A 13,986-nucleotide genomic window follows, 5' to 3' on the forward strand; every position below is an offset into this window, starting at 1 on the left:
TTGTCTGAGGCTTTATCTTCACGGATTTGGCCCTAAGCAATACAGACTCACAAAGTACTTTTATTTAACATACAGATTGGTTAAAAAGAGTTCTGCATCGCTTTTTTCACGCCAATCTGTACTGGTTTTTTAATCTGTATGATACCCATGAGGGATACAGCATGACGCGTTATCAACATCTGGCCAATCTGCTGGCCGAACGCATTGAGCAGGGGTTGTATCGCCATGGCGAAAAACTGCCTTCGGTACGTAACCTGAGTCAGGAGCACGGGGTCAGTATCAGCACCGTCCAGCAGGCGTATCAGATGCTGGAACAGCGGCAACTGATCACCCCGCAGCCGCGTTCCGGTTATTTTGTCGCGCCGCAAAAAGCGCTGCCGCCCGTACCGCCGATGTCACGCCCGGTGCAGCGTCCGGTCGAGATAACGCAGTGGGATCTGGTGCTGGATATGCTAAAAGGGCATAGCGATAAATCTGTGATCCCCTTCAGCAGCGGCGCACCAGATGTCAGTCAACCGAGCCTGAAACCGCTCTGGCGCGAACTCAGCCGCGTAGTGCAGCATAACCTGAAGGCAGTGCTGGGGTACGACAAGCTTCCCGGCAGCCAGGATCTGCGCCAGCAGATCGCCCGTCTGATGCTGGACAGCGGTTCACTCCTCAACGCCGATGATATTGTGATAACCAACGGGAGCCAGAGCGGAATGTCGCTGGCGCTGCTGGCGGTTTGTCAGCCAGGGGACATTGTCGCCGTTGAATCCCCCACCTACTACGGCACAATGCAGCTACTGCGCGGCCTGGGGATCAAGGTGATTGAGATCCCAACCGATCCGGATACCGGGATCAGCATTGAAGCGCTGGAGCTGGCGCTGGATCAGTGGCCGATCAAAGGCGTGCTGCTGGTTCCCAACTGCAACAACCCTCTCGGGTTCATTATGCCGGATGCGCGTAAGCGGGCGGTGCTCGCCCTCGCCCAGCGTCACGACATCGTCATTTTTGAAGATGATGTGTATGGCGAACTGGCCACAGAGTATCCGCGCCCGCGTACGATCCACTCCTGGGACAGTGACGGCCGGGTAATACTCTGCAGTTCGTTTACCAAATCCGTAGCCCCCGGACTGCGCGTGGGTTGGGTGGTTCCCGGTCGCTATTACAACAAACTGCTACATATGAAGTACGCCGTCATTGGTACTAACGTTCCCGCTACGCAGTTGGCAGCAGCCTCCTTTGTGCGCGAAGGTCATTACCATCGGCATATCCGGCGTATGCGCCAGATTTATCAGCGTAATATGGAGATCTACACCTGCTGGGTACGGGAATATTTTCCCTGCGGGATCTGCGTCACCCGACCGAAAGGCGGCTTTATGCTGTGGGTCGAGCTGCCGCTCCAGGTCGATATGGTCTGCGTCGCTAAGCAGCTCTGTCGCCTGAAAATCCAGGTCGCACCGGGATCGCTGTTCTCCGCTTCCGGAAAGTATCGCAACTGCGTACGCATCAACTGCGCGTTACCGCCAAACGAGAAGCATCAGGAAGTGATGCAAAAGCTCGGCGAGGCGGTAAAGATGGCGATAGAGTAAACCGGACCGCCCGGTGATTCCGGGCAGGCGATTATGCGATTTAACTCATATCTAATGACTTAAACCCTGAATATCTTCTGCGGAAAGCCGGGTAATTTTTTGTACCGTGCAGATATCAATACCGTCTGTCAGCATAGTGTGGGCAATACGGAGCGCCTCATCACGTCGCCCTTCTATAAGCCCTTCTTGTCGTCCTTCCTGTAACCCTTCCAGCCTGCCTTTTTGTAGCCCTGCCTCATGCAATCTGTCGGCGATCGTCATCAAATGCTCCTTATACTGCGGTGAACGTTCGGCAACCTCACGAATAAACTCACTGAATCGAGGTGCATCGCCAGTTCGTAAAATATAATTAAACAGCGTCTTTATCTGGCTGTCATTAGTCAGTCCGGTAAGTAGCAGGGAAACAATTTGCTCGACCAGCCCCATTAGGTCGCGCAGCGAAGCGGGAAGATGTATTTGTAAAAAATCCCGAGCTGTCTCAGGGTGGCGCAAAAAGGTTTTAAAGACCGCATCATGCGGGGTGGAAGTCGGTGCTTTGTTCATGGCGATCCATCACCTGACTGTAGCGCTGGTAAACCACACCCTCACCTGTAACTTTCTCTCTTTGCGAGGCGATTTCCGGGATAAAAACGCCCCTTTGTAACGTCTGCATTTGTCTGGAACGCATCACGCAGAATCACGACCTCAATGCACATTCCCGCTTTTTCACCGCAGGGCCTGTGCTATAACAAGTCATCACTTTCATGGAGGACACGATGTGACGCATACCCGAGATATTCCACAATCGTTCTGGCGTGATGAGCAACTGCCGTGGCTGGAGCTGCGCAGCACCTGGCGCAGCCAGCAGGCCTATAAGCGCCATCACCACTCTCAGCTCTCGATTGGGGCAATTCTCGAGGGAGGAACCTGCTGCCTGTGCGATGACAAGGAATACCATCTGAAGGTGGGCGATCTCATTGTGATCCCACCACTGGCACCTCACAGCTGTAATCCCGTCAACGGGCAATTTCGCAGCTATCACATGCTTTATCTTGATACCCGGTGGTGTCTTGCCCATCTGCCTGCGCTGAACAGCAATCAACGGCTTTGTACGCGCACTCCTGTTATCCGCGACCCGCAATTATTCCAGTGCTACATGCACCTTGTGGCGCTCATGCCGCAACGGCAAACGACGCAGATAACTGATGCTGCACAAGCATTGCTGCGCTCGCTGCCATTGCAGTCGGTAACACCGGAAAACCTAAGCGTCACCAGCCAGTATCTGCGCGAGCGGTTGCAGTCCAGTCTGCACTCCCCACCCTCGCTGGATGAGCTGGCAGATGAGTGTCACATGCGTAAAGAGACGCTGATTCGGACCTTTAAGCAGGACACCGGGCTGACGCCGGGAAATTATCTGAACATCATGCGGATTGACTATGCCCGTCAGCGGCTACGGGCCGGGGACGAGATTGTCGATGTCGGCTATCAGAGCGGGTTTGCCGACCAGAGCCATTTCCATCGCACCTTTGTTCGCTACACAGCAGCCACACCGCGCCAGTACGCACTGGGACGATCAATATCAGACAATAATTAGCGTTGCGTCAGGCGTACGCTGATCTCTGATTCATTTTCTGAGGTCGCTATGTCGCTGCTTGCTGAACTTTTTCCGTCTGCTTTTCCCGCGCTGGCGCTGGCGCATTTTGTTGCACTACTCAGCCCAGGGCCGGACTTCTTTTTACTGGTCGGTTACGCCGTACGTTACCGAATGCGCGGCAGCGCCGGGCTGTGCGTGGGGATCGCTATCGGCAACGGGCTGTATATCCTGCTGGCGATTATTGGTTGGGGGATCCTGCGCCAGCTTCCCCTGCTGTTTACGGTTATTGAGCTGCTGGGCGCGCTCTATTTATTATGGATTGGCAGCCTACTGATACGCAGCCGCCCGCAAACCCTGACCGGAGCAGACGCCCAGTCTACCTGTCCAGGATTTGGCAAACAGCTGCTGCTGGGATTAGGTTCGTCGCTGCTCAACCCAAAAAATGCGCTGTTCTATCTGGCGCTGATGACCGCCCTGCTCGGCCCGTCGGTGACGCTGCTGCAACAAACCATGAGCGGGATCTGGATGACCAGCGTGGTGTTGTTCTGGGATCTGCTGATCGTGATGTTCATCGGCTTACCGCAGATCCAGCGGCGGTTAACCAGAGGGATATTGTGGATCGAGCGTATCGCTGGCGGCGTGTTGATCATCTTCGGCAGTGCGATCGCGCTGCGTTTTCTGCAGAGCGTCACTTTCTGATAAGCGTGACGATTTTCTGCAAATAAAGCGGATAAACTCGTTTAATTAATATCCAATCCGCATTACACTTTGGGTGGCTATTATCCATTCAACCAATTCTTCTCGAGGTGCGATGTGCTGATTGTTACCTGTAATCGTTACGTTTTCTGACTCGAGTCTGAAAACGTTTCTCCTGTTTGCGCCTCGCGCAGGCAGCGTTTTTGATTACATGAAATTCAGTACATTTGCAGTCTGCTTTTTTCTGTCATCGGTCTGACGTCTCAAAGACGGTATTGAATTTCGCTATTCCCGTTGAGGGTTTTCTCCCGAAAAGGAGCTGTTTTATGCAACGGATTCTCGCGTTTTTCTCCCAACGCACCACGACGCTATTTTTTCCTGTCGCGTTGATTTTATATGACTTCGCCGCTTATCTGTCGACGGACCTGATCCAGCCAGGCATCATCAATGTGGTGCGTGATTTCAACGCCGACGTCAGCCTGGCCCCCGCTGCGGTGAGCCTCTATCTGGCTGGCGGCATGGCGCTGCAATGGCTGCTGGGACCGCTTTCCGACCGGATTGGCCGTCGACCGGTGCTGATTGCGGGGGCATTAATCTTTACGCTCGCCTGCGCTGCCACGCTATTGACCACCTCAATGACGCAATTTCTGGTCGCCCGATTTGTACAGGGCACCAGCATCTGCTTTATCGCTACCGTTGGCTATGTCACGGTGCAGGAGGCGTTTGGGCAAACGAAGGCCATTAAGTTAATGGCGATAATCACCTCCATTGTGCTGGTTGCGCCAGTTATCGGCCCGCTCTCCGGCGCAGCGCTGATGCACTTTGTACACTGGAAGGTCCTGTTCGCCATTATCGCCGCCATGGGGCTTATCGCCCTGATAGGGCTAGCGTTAGCAATGCCGGAAACCGTTAAGCGCGGCGCGGTGCCGTTCAGTGCTCGCGGCGTACTGCGTGATTTCCGCGACGTTTTCCGTAACCGGGTGTTCTTGTTTGGCGCAGCCACGCTGTCGCTAAGCTATATCCCGATGATGAGCTGGGTGGCGGTCTCGCCGGTGATCCTGATCGACGCTGGCGGTATGAGCACATCAGAGTTTGCCTGGGCGCAGGCACCGGTGTTTGGCGCGGTGATCGTCGCCAATATGGTGGTTGTTCGTTTTGTGAAGGATCCAACCCAGCCACGTTTTATCTGGCGGGCGGCACCCATTCAACTGAGCGGACTGGCGGTGCTGATTGCCGGCAATTTGCTGTGGCCGCACGTCTGGCTGTGGTCGGTGCTGGGAACCAGCCTGTATGCGTTTGGCATTGGTATGATCTTTCCGACGCTGTTCCGCTTTACGCTGTTTTCCAACAACTTACCGAAGGGTACGGTCTCGGCGTCGCTGAATATGGTCATCCTGACGGTGATGGCGGTTTCTGTCGAAATCGGACGTTGGCTGTGGTTTAACGGCGGCAGGATTTCGTTTCATCTGCTGGCGGTTGCGGCGGGTATTGCTGTCGTCTTTACCCTGGCAGGCTTACTGAAGCGGGTTCGCCAGCATGAAACAACAACGTTAGCCACTGAAAACTAACCTGCCGGATGGCACTGACGCTTATCCGGCCTGTGTCGTAGTGATAGGCCGGATAAGGTGCCTGCGCCGCATCCGGCAACCATCACATTGTCTTAAGCAATGCGCGCAAACCCTGCTTCCAGATCGGCAATCAGGTCGCCAATATCCTCAAGGCCAATATGCACCCTGACCAGTGTGCCGCTGAAATCTACCTCTCCGGCTGGGCGAATGCTGTTCAGCTCTTCCGGCTGATTCGCCAGAATAAGCGACTCAAATCCGCCCCACGAATAGGCCATATGGAACAGCGAGAAGTTATCGAGGAAATTCGCCATCTGCTCGTCGGTCAGTCTCTTTTTCAGCACAAACGAGAACAGGCCTGAGCTTCCGGCAAAGTCACGCTGAAAATACTCGTGCCCCGGGCATTCCGGTAATGCGGGATGATTCACCCGCGCCACTTCCGGCCTTGCCGACAGCCAGCGGGCAATATGGATGCTGCTCTCCTGATGCTGCTTAAGACGTACCGCCAGGGTGCGCAATCCACGGCTGCCGTTGTAGGCCGTATCGGCATCCAGCGTTTGCCCCATCAAATAGGAGTTCTCGCGCAGACGATCCCAACAACGCGCGTTGGACACCGCCGTGCCCAGCATGCCGTCCGAATGACCGATGGTGTACTTCGTTCCCGCCTGAATGGAAATATCCACGCCATATTCCAGCGCTTTGAACAGCACACCCGCCGCCCAGGTGTTGTCGATCATAATGACAATCTCCGGATTAACCGCGCGGATAGCTTTCACCATCCCCGGTACATCCTGGACTTCCATGGTGATCGAACTTGGCGATTCGAGGAATACAACTTTCGTTTCCGGACGCAGAAGATCAACGATACCAGCACCAATCAACGGATCGTAATACGTTGTTTCCACATTGAATTTACTCAGGATCTTATTGCAAAAATCCTGGGTTGGCTCGTAGGCCGCGCCCGTCATCAAAATATGATCGCCACCCTGAACAAACGCCAGAATCGCATTGGTCACCGCCGCAGCGCCGCACGGGTAAAGCGCGCAGCCAACGCCGCCTTCCAGTTCGCTCATTGCCTTCTGGAAGGCAAAGTGGGTGTAGGTTCCGCGACGACCGTAAAACAGCTCGCCATTTGCGCGATTGGCGGTGGCGAATTTTTTGTCTTTCACGGTATCAAACACCAGTGAAGAGGCGCGCTGGATAACCGGATTCACCGCTCCCTGGGTGTAGCGTTTGTCGCGACCCGCAACAACCAATTGCGTCTCAAGCTTCATTGCGTCTTTCATAACATCTCCTGTTCTTAATCCGTGTGAAACCTATACCACCGCAGCAGTAGAGTTTATTTCAGTGTTGGTCTGCTTTTTTCCAGCGAACCGTTCAACAATCTGCGCCGCATTCAAATCATGGATAACGTTAATCAGTGTGGCAGGCGCATCGGTAATCGTGCCCAGCACTACCAACATCGGGATCGCTTCCATTGGCAGGCCCAGCGTAGTGACGATAAAGATTTCACCGAGGAATGCCCCGCCCGGTACGCCGCCGACGATAATGGCGGAGAGCACCGCAATCAGCATGGTCAGGAAGAAGGTCTCGGTGGTGAACTCCATGCCCAGCACGGAATAGATAAAGACAATTTTCAGCGCGGCAATCATCGCCACGCCACCTTTGTTCAGGTTAACCAGTAGCGGAATGGAGACATCAACGATTTCCGGGTTAATCCCCATCGCCTTACCGGCACGCAGCGTCACCGGGAGAGTCCCCAGCGAAGAGCAGGTCCCCAGCGCAGTCGCAGACGGTTCAATCGCATTACGCCAGAAGGCTTTGACCGCCGGAATACCGCCGCCAATATACGAATAGAGAATCGAGCCAAAAACAAAGTAGACCAGCGTGGCCACCATGAACAGGCCGATGGCGCGAGCAAAGGTTAACAGCAGTGCAGAGTCCTGACTGGCCATAGTGGCAGCGAAATAGCAGCCCAGGCCAATCGGTGCGACCTTCATAATGATCGAGACGATCTTCATGATCACGGTATTGGCATCTTCCAGCAGCGACGCAATGCGCTTACCGGCCTGATCCGATTGACCAATCGCCACACCAGCAATAATCGCCATTACAATCAGCGCCAGAATATTGGACTTGGAAAACAGTCCGATAAAGTCGCTGGTCGTGATCATGCTGACAAAATCCATCTTACCGCTGCCCGCCTGCACCGACTGCGAAAGATCGATAGTGACGCCCTGCGCCGGGTTATACCATAGCGCCAGCGCGACGATCCCGGCAGCCGGAATAAAGGCCATTGCGATCGAAACAATAAAGATAATCGCCATAATGCGCCCCAGCCTTTTCAGGTCGGTCATACTGGCGATCGAAGACATGACGCTGATCCCCACCAGCGGCACAATAATCATAAATAGCAGATTTAAGAATATCTGGCCGATTGGCTGGAGTTTACTTGCAAACGAGGGGGCATAAATACCTAATAAGCCGCCAATCACCAGAGCAACTAATAAAATAATCGACGATCTGTAGGGTTCGAGTCGTGACCACATAATCGGTACCTTTAGAATAATATTTAATGAGATTAAATTCACAATGTGATGAGTTTCCGTTTCGCCTCCTTTTATTTTGTGACGTAACTCACCTAAGTTGTTATTTTTTCATTTTGCCAGCAAGTTGTTTCCTGTGATTCAATAGTTGCATGTTTAAAACGCGAATGTAACGGCCTATTCGTACCGTTTTTGCAAATCACTTGTGAATAAAAGGAAACTATGAGTACGCCGATTTCACTCAAGCATCTGGAGTTTTTCATTAAAATCGTCGACTGCGGAGGATTGTCAGAAGCCGCGGCGCAGCTCAACGTCTCGCCATCTGCGGTCAGCAAAAGCCTGGCGGCAATGGAAGATACGTTAGGCACGACATTAATTAAACGTACCACCCGCAGTATTACCCTGACCGATGCCGGGCAATATCTCTTTAACCGCGCCAATAAGCTTTTGAAAGAATTCGATGAAACGCTGAATACCACCTCCGGTTATTATCACAGCCCGCAGGGTGAATTACGCATAACCTGCTCAATTGCGTTTGGTTATTCCCGGCTGGTGAACCTGGTGGATAAATATCGTTCCCAGTTCCCAGATGTGAATCTGTATATCGATCTCAACGATAACTTCGTGAATCTGAACGAAACAGATTTCGACATCGCCCTGCGAATCTCCACCGCACCACCGCAGAACTACGCAATGCGCAAGCTGGTGCCTGTCCGCTGGGCGTACTGCGCCTCACCCGGCTACCTTGCCAAAAAAGGCATGCCCCAGCGTCGTAGCGATCTGGTCAATCATGATTGCCTGGTTTACCCAGGTCTTACGCCGGTGCTGAAGGTGGCGGATGAACAGGATCGTCTGCATCAGTTAAAACTGCATATGCCTATCCAGGCCAACAGCAGTCTGGTATTGCTGAAATCAGTGTTAGAAGATCAGGGAGTGGCGTATTTGCCCACCTATCTGATTGGCGATCATATTCAAAAAGAAGAGATAACGCCGCTGATGCTCGACGGCACCATCACCTGCGAAACCCACGCCCTGTATGCGCTCTATTTTCCCAGTAAGTACAGCAATCCGAAGGTGCGATCGTTTATCGATTTTCTGGTGGCGGAACTCGGCCCCTTACCCGCCTGGGACAACTGGATCCCAGAGTAAGCTTTGCACGTCTGAAAATGGGAGGCGCTCCACATTTTTTGCGCGATCCCCCCGTCTGGCTCTATCCTTAAGCCTATGAATAAAATTGCTGAACTCAAACGCGCCAAGCGACTGGCGCTCTCATTGCTGCTGATGGCCGCCGCTACCTTCGTCATCACGCTGTTTCTGCCGCCTAACTTTTGGGTGCTCGGGATCAAAGCGATCGCCGAAGCGGCGATGGTCGGCGCGCTGGCGGACTGGTTCGCCGTGGTGGCGCTTTTTCGACGGGTACCAATCCCGTTTATCTCGCAACATACGGCGATTATCCCACGCAATAAGGATCGGATCGGGGAGAATCTCGGTCAGTTTGTGCAGGAAAAATTTCTCGACACCCAGTCCCTGATCGCCCTGATCCGCCGCCATGAACCGGCATTGTTGATCGGTAACTGGTTCAGCCAGCCGGAAAACGCCCAGCGAATTGGCCAGCATCTGCTGCAGATCATGAGCGGTTTTCTCGAACTCACCGACGACGCCCGCATTCAGCGGCTGATCAAGCGGGCGGTGCACAAAGCCATCGACAAGGTCGATCTCTCCGGTACCAGCGCGCTGATGCTGGAAAGCATGACCAAAAACAATCGCCATCAGGTGTTGCTCGACACATTGATCGCCCAACTTATCGCCCTGCTCCAGCGCGACAGCTCGCGGGCGTTTATCGCCCGACAGATCGTGCACTGGCTGGAGACCGAGCATCCGCTGAAAGCGAAGATCCTGCCGACTGAATGGCTGGGCGAGCACAGCGCCGAACTGGTGTCTGATGCCGTTAATTCCTTACTGGATGACATCAGCCACGATCGGGCGCATCAGATCCGCCACGCCTTCGATCGCGCCACGTTTAAGCTAATCGATAAGCTCAAACACGATCCGGAGATGGCCGTGCGGGCCGAAAGCATGAAAAACTATCTGAAGGAAGACGAGGCCTTCAACCGTTATCTTGGCGAACTGTGGGCAGACCTGCGCCAGTGGGTGAAAACCGACATTAACGCTGACGATTCGCGCGTGAAGCAGCGCATCGCCAGCGCCGGACAGTGGTTCGGCGAAACACTGGTTGCCGACAGCGCCCTGCGCGCCTCACTGAATGGGCATCTGGAGCAGGCCGCGTATAAAGTTGCGCCGGAGTTCGCCACCTTCCTGACGCGCCACATCAGCGACACGGTGAAAAGCTGGGATGCGCGCGATATGTCGCAGCAAATTGAGCTAAACATCGGCAAAGATTTACAGTTTATCCGCATCAACGGCACGCTGGTCGGCGGTTCTATTGGGCTGGTGTTATATCTGTTGTCGCAAATTCCTTCCCTGCTGACGCTGGCGAATTTTTAAGGAGAAAGTAAAATCCCTGTTTTTATTTTACTTTTCATTATCATTTGCACATGTAATATAACAATTATCAACCTAACAGCGTGAAATGAGAGTCCGTATGTCCCAGGGAAGCCCCGATTCAAATCGTCATGCCATCAGCGTCGCGCTCTTTGGCATGCTGGTCTTAATGCTGGGCATGGGAATTGGACGCTTTCTGTATACGCCGATGCTCCCGGTACTGCTGTCGGAAGGCCAGTTTACGTTTGACCAGCTCTCCTGGATTGCCAGCGCCAACTACGCCGGATATCTGGCGGGAAGCCTGCTCTTCTCCTTCGGGCTCTTCCATCTTCCCTCACGTTTACGCCCGATGTTGTTAACTTCTGCGCTCGCTACCGCAGGGTTGATTCTGGCAATGGCAAGCGTTAAGCAGCCCACGCTGGTGATGCTGATCCGTTTTCTGGCAGGCATCGCCAGTGCCGGTATGATGATTTTTGGTTCGATGATCGTCCTGCATCATACCCGGCATCCCTTCGTGATCGCCGCATTGTTCTCCGGCGTTGGCGCAGGCATTTTGCTGGGCAATGAATATGTCATCAGCGGTCTGCATTTTGCGCTGTCATCACACACGCTCTGGCTGGGGGCAGCGGCAGCCTCCGCGCTGTTCTTTGTGCTACTCGTTATGCTCCTGCCATCTCGCGACCATGCGCTTCCCGCCGCCACACCGGTAAAAACAGAGCATCAGCCTATGTCCTGGTGGCTGCTGGCGCTACTGTATGGGTTGGCCGGATTTGGCTACATCATTGTCGCTACATACCTGCCACTGATGGCGAAAAGTGCCGGGTCGCCGCTGCTGACGGCCCATCTCTGGTCGTTGGTCGGCATATCGATTATTCCGGGTTGTTTCGCCTGGCTGTGGGCTGCCCGACGCTGGGGGGTATTGCAATGCCTGACGGCGAATTTACTGATCCAAAGTGCCTGCGTGGTCATGACGCTCGCCAGCGACTCCTTGCCGCTGCTGGTGATAAGCAGCGTGGGTTTTGGCGCAACGTTTATGGGGACCACTTCGCTGGTCATGCCGCTCGCCCGTCAACTTAGCGTACCGCGCAATATTAATCTGCTAGGCCTGGTCACCCTGACTTACGGCATTGGGCAAATACTCGGACCGCTATTAACCAGCCTGCTGGGAAGCGGCGCTCAAGCGATCTTAATGCCACGCTATGCGGTGCCGTCGCCTTGTTTATTGCGGCACTGATCAGCCTCACACAATTATACAAACAGCATTTCGCCTCCCCCAAAAGGGTATAATCGACAACCTTATAAACAGGTATCTTAGGATTAGTCCGCAATCAAATGTCAACATTTAATAAACCACAAATAATCGGCAATTACCCGCCAGACAATTTATAATCCCCGGCTGTTCATTTATAAACTCAATTTAAAATGCGTAAAAATGGACATATTAACTCAGCATCAACACTATCTTCGGGAAAAGTACATGTCATGGTTAAAAAAAATACTACTGGGGTTAATTATTTTGGTGGGTTTAATTGGCACGCTAAAGGATTATAAAGACTTTGGCCTGTTTGGCGCGTTAGGATTGTTTCTTATATTCCTGTTAACAACAACATTTTTATGGCAATGGGCCTCTGGCAGGTTACCAGAGATAACCCAGCTTCAGGCCGTATTTATTTTACTGGCCAGCGCGGTAGCCTCAATTTTTGTTATCAATATGGCAATTGCCGGAAATTTGCATGTGGATTTAATGGAGGTCATGTACGTTACCATTACGCATAATCCACTTTTTTACCTGATTCTCTGCGTGGTCGCATGGGTAAAAGTGGGCATCTGGCAATGGCTGTTTAGCGGTGGACAGGTCAAAGAGAGTCAGCCAGTTTAAACACGGCAGAGGTAAAAAAGGCGTCTTAACTAAGACGCCTTTTGCATATCAGAACAAAAACTTAGAACTGATAGGTCAGACCCGCAACAACCTGGTTGTCGTCGTCTTTGCCGTCGAGCAGGTTAATTTTGTAACCCACATCAGCCACGATGTTTTTGTTGAAGTAGTAATCCGTGCCCAACGCTACGTATTCAGTCAGGTCATTATTGTTGTTGTCACGCGCGTGAACGTAACCCACGTTCGGACGCAGACCAAAATCAAACACATACGCAGCCATTGCTTCAAAGTGCTCAGCTTTATCCGCATCCTGAATCAGGTTGTGGGACTCGCCGTACATGGTCGCGACGTAGATGGCATTAGCATCATATTTCAGACCCGCGCCCCAGAACTCTGCGTTTTCGCCATCCCATTTACCGTCTTTATTGCCTTTCTTTTGGGCTGCTGTGATTGAACTATTTGTGTAGGTCGCAATAGCAGACACGCCGGAATCCGCAATGTTGTCATAGCCCAGGGAGAAGCCGTAGCCGTTACCGTGCTGCTTAGTCAAATTAGGTTTTGTCGGGTCTTCCGAGTTGGCATCACCTTTACCCTGGTATTGCGCACCAATGTTCAGACCATCAACGGCTCCAAAGAGATTTTTGGTGCGGAGTGTTGCAACGCCAGCAGTACGTGTAGTAAGGAAGCGGTCAGTATCTTCAAAGGAGTCGCCGCCGAACTCTGAAAGAGTGTCAGTGTAAGCTCCCACGTCATAAGCAATACCGTAGTTACGACCGTAGTCAAAGCTAACGTCATGGCCATAATCCAGGCCAGCAAACGCCAGACGTGTATTGACGCCATTCTGAGAACCTTCTGCTTTAGAGGCATCAAACTGACTTTCAAATTGGCCATAACCGGTCAGTTGATCGTTGATTTGTGTCTCACCGCGAAAACCCAGACGCGCGTATGTACCGTCGGCATCGGTGCCGCCAGTCCAGGAATGGACCGCTTTTACTTTGCCGTACAGATCCAGTTTGTTGCCATCTTTATTATAAATTTCCGCTGCATGAACGGAGGTTACCCCTAATACCATTACAGCTAATGCCATTGCTGACTTTTTCATGTTATTACTCACTTTTAATTGTGAATTTTGCTATCAACTTTGTTATGAAGGCAGAATACCCGCATAAAAAAGCCCCCTATGGAAAAGGGGAAAACCTCTAACACACCAATGAAGGTAATAATAAAGTGGCAAGACACATATCATTTGGGGTTAAATAAAACCCGAACAGAGAGTAATTACTTGGATTCTTCGTTTACGCTCTCATTAACAGAGCGATATAACATTATTGCTTCGGCAATAATATCTTGTTTACTTTTACGGGTTTCAAATGCCAGCGTACGAACATATTCCCACAGAGAGGTATCGACACGGGCACTTAAAAGAACCATATCTTTTGAACGGGTACCCCTGGCCTTTCTAATATCGGGGTAATCTCGAGAGGGCATTATCATCTCCTGAACGCAAACACGCTTATGGCGATGAAATATGCAGTCAGTGTAAAAACATGTCAACGGCAAAATACAGTGACAATAGTAATGAAACTGTTAATAACGGACAAAAAACTGGAACAGCATTTCAAATGAAAGATAACTTGATTATAGAATAATGTGT

At 52.2% G+C, this 13,986-nt stretch carries 12 protein-coding genes and 1 pseudogene; 8 read left to right on the top strand and 5 right to left on the bottom strand.

Annotation, left to right across the window (positions count from 1 at the left end; all coding sequences use genetic code 11):
- The first annotated feature begins 161 nt into the window (after nucleotides 1–161).
- Complete coding sequence (locus tag OGV75_RS06265; protein ID WP_047414541.1) at nucleotides 162–1,574, top strand: aminotransferase-like domain-containing protein; 1,413 nt, start codon at nucleotides 162–164, stop codon at nucleotides 1,572–1,574.
- Between the two features lie 51 nt (nucleotides 1,575–1,625).
- Here OGV75_RS06265 and OGV75_RS06270 read toward each other — a convergent pair whose 3' ends face one another.
- On the bottom strand, nucleotides 1,626–2,117 hold the full coding sequence (locus OGV75_RS06270; RefSeq protein WP_286480440.1) for an Rpn/YhgA-type helix-turn-helix domain-containing protein: 492 nt from the start codon (nucleotides 2,115–2,117) through the stop codon (nucleotides 1,626–1,628).
- Nucleotides 2,118–2,331: 214 nt separating this feature from the next.
- Between OGV75_RS06270 and OGV75_RS06275 the strand changes: the two genes are divergently transcribed.
- From OGV75_RS06275 to mdtM, 3 genes are all read left to right on the top strand, one after another.
- Nucleotides 2,332–3,147, top strand: coding sequence for a helix-turn-helix transcriptional regulator (locus OGV75_RS06275; RefSeq protein WP_284201710.1), 816 nt, complete (start codon nucleotides 2,332–2,334; stop codon nucleotides 3,145–3,147).
- 48 nt (nucleotides 3,148–3,195) lie between these two features.
- Nucleotides 3,196–3,846 carry a LysE family translocator gene (locus OGV75_RS06280; protein ID WP_103283450.1) on the top strand — a complete coding sequence of 217 codons (651 nt, stop codon included), beginning with the start codon at nucleotides 3,196–3,198 and terminating at the stop codon, nucleotides 3,844–3,846.
- 323 nt (nucleotides 3,847–4,169) lie between these two features.
- Nucleotides 4,170–5,411 carry a multidrug efflux MFS transporter MdtM gene (gene mdtM, locus OGV75_RS06285; RefSeq protein WP_016151565.1) on the top strand — a complete coding sequence of 414 codons (1,242 nt, stop codon included), beginning with the start codon at nucleotides 4,170–4,172 and terminating at the stop codon, nucleotides 5,409–5,411.
- 92 nt (nucleotides 5,412–5,503) lie between these two features.
- On the opposite strand, the gene metC is transcribed toward mdtM, so the two are convergent.
- Together metC and OGV75_RS06295 are read right to left on the bottom strand one after the other, a co-directional pair.
- Nucleotides 5,504–6,694 carry a cystathionine beta-lyase gene (gene metC, locus OGV75_RS06290; RefSeq protein ID WP_016155600.1) on the bottom strand — a complete coding sequence of 397 codons (1,191 nt, stop codon included), beginning with the start codon at nucleotides 6,692–6,694 and terminating at the stop codon, nucleotides 5,504–5,506.
- 30 nt (nucleotides 6,695–6,724) lie between these two features.
- Nucleotides 6,725–7,957 carry a dicarboxylate/amino acid:cation symporter gene (locus tag OGV75_RS06295; protein WP_003019196.1) on the bottom strand — a complete coding sequence of 411 codons (1,233 nt, stop codon included), beginning with the start codon at nucleotides 7,955–7,957 and terminating at the stop codon, nucleotides 6,725–6,727.
- 219 nt (nucleotides 7,958–8,176) lie between these two features.
- Here OGV75_RS06295 and OGV75_RS06300 point away from each other — a divergent pair, with 219 nt between their 5' ends.
- The 4 genes and pseudogenes from OGV75_RS06300 to OGV75_RS06315 all read left to right on the top strand — a co-directional run bounded on the left by OGV75_RS06300 (nucleotide 8,177) and on the right by OGV75_RS06315 (nucleotide 12,335).
- Complete coding sequence (locus tag OGV75_RS06300) at nucleotides 8,177–9,103, top strand: LysR family transcriptional regulator (protein ID WP_016151563.1); 927 nt, start codon at nucleotides 8,177–8,179, stop codon at nucleotides 9,101–9,103.
- Between the two features lie 75 nt (nucleotides 9,104–9,178).
- Entirely contained in the window at nucleotides 9,179–10,459 is a 1,281-nt protein-coding gene (locus OGV75_RS06305) for a DUF445 domain-containing protein (protein ID WP_095715655.1), read from the top strand.
- A 97-nt stretch (nucleotides 10,460–10,556) separates the two neighbouring features.
- Nucleotides 10,557–11,743, top strand: a pseudogene (locus OGV75_RS06310) (MFS transporter).
- Nucleotides 11,744–11,933: 190 nt separating this feature from the next.
- Nucleotides 11,934–12,335 carry a hypothetical protein gene (locus tag OGV75_RS06315; RefSeq protein WP_286480442.1) on the top strand — a complete coding sequence of 134 codons (402 nt, stop codon included), beginning with the start codon at nucleotides 11,934–11,936 and terminating at the stop codon, nucleotides 12,333–12,335.
- A gap of 61 nt (nucleotides 12,336–12,396) precedes the next feature.
- On the opposite strand, the gene OGV75_RS06320 is transcribed toward OGV75_RS06315, so the two are convergent.
- Both OGV75_RS06320 and OGV75_RS06325 read right to left on the bottom strand, forming a co-directional pair.
- Complete coding sequence (locus tag OGV75_RS06320) at nucleotides 12,397–13,434, bottom strand: porin (RefSeq protein ID WP_286480443.1); 1,038 nt, start codon at nucleotides 13,432–13,434, stop codon at nucleotides 12,397–12,399.
- A gap of 176 nt (nucleotides 13,435–13,610) precedes the next feature.
- A complete protein-coding gene (locus OGV75_RS06325) occupies nucleotides 13,611–13,820 on the bottom strand; it encodes a hypothetical protein (protein WP_016151558.1) in 210 nt (69 codons plus the stop codon).
- Between the last annotated feature and the right edge of the window lie 166 nt (nucleotides 13,821–13,986).

Origin of the sequence: Citrobacter sp. Cb028, assembly GCF_030336705.1 — a bacterium.
Lineage (GTDB): Bacteria > Pseudomonadota > Gammaproteobacteria > Enterobacterales > Enterobacteriaceae > Citrobacter > Citrobacter braakii.

Excerpts from the sequence above, each read along its gene's own strand:
- metC (WP_016155600.1), bottom strand. The coding sequence starts at position 6,694 with ATGAAAGACGCAATGAAGCTTGAGACGCAATTGGTTGTTGCGGGTCGC.
- OGV75_RS06300 (WP_016151563.1), top strand. The coding sequence starts at position 8,177 with ATGAGTACGCCGATTTCACTCAAGCATCTGGAGTTTTTCATTAAAATC.
- OGV75_RS06315 (WP_286480442.1), top strand. The coding sequence starts at position 11,934 with ATGTCATGGTTAAAAAAAATACTACTGGGGTTAATTATTTTGGTGGGT.
- OGV75_RS06295 (WP_003019196.1), bottom strand. The coding sequence starts at position 7,957 with ATGTGGTCACGACTCGAACCCTACAGATCGTCGATTATTTTATTAGTT.
- mdtM (WP_016151565.1), top strand. The coding sequence starts at position 4,170 with ATGCAACGGATTCTCGCGTTTTTCTCCCAACGCACCACGACGCTATTT.
- OGV75_RS06305 (WP_095715655.1), top strand. The coding sequence starts at position 9,179 with ATGAATAAAATTGCTGAACTCAAACGCGCCAAGCGACTGGCGCTCTCA.
- OGV75_RS06325 (WP_016151558.1), bottom strand. The coding sequence starts at position 13,820 with ATGCCCTCTCGAGATTACCCCGATATTAGAAAGGCCAGGGGTACCCGT.
- OGV75_RS06280 (WP_103283450.1), top strand. The coding sequence starts at position 3,196 with ATGTCGCTGCTTGCTGAACTTTTTCCGTCTGCTTTTCCCGCGCTGGCG.
- OGV75_RS06270 (WP_286480440.1), bottom strand. The coding sequence starts at position 2,117 with ATGAACAAAGCACCGACTTCCACCCCGCATGATGCGGTCTTTAAAACC.
- OGV75_RS06265 (WP_047414541.1), top strand. The coding sequence starts at position 162 with ATGACGCGTTATCAACATCTGGCCAATCTGCTGGCCGAACGCATTGAG.
- OGV75_RS06320 (WP_286480443.1), bottom strand. The coding sequence starts at position 13,434 with ATGAAAAAGTCAGCAATGGCATTAGCTGTAATGGTATTAGGGGTAACC.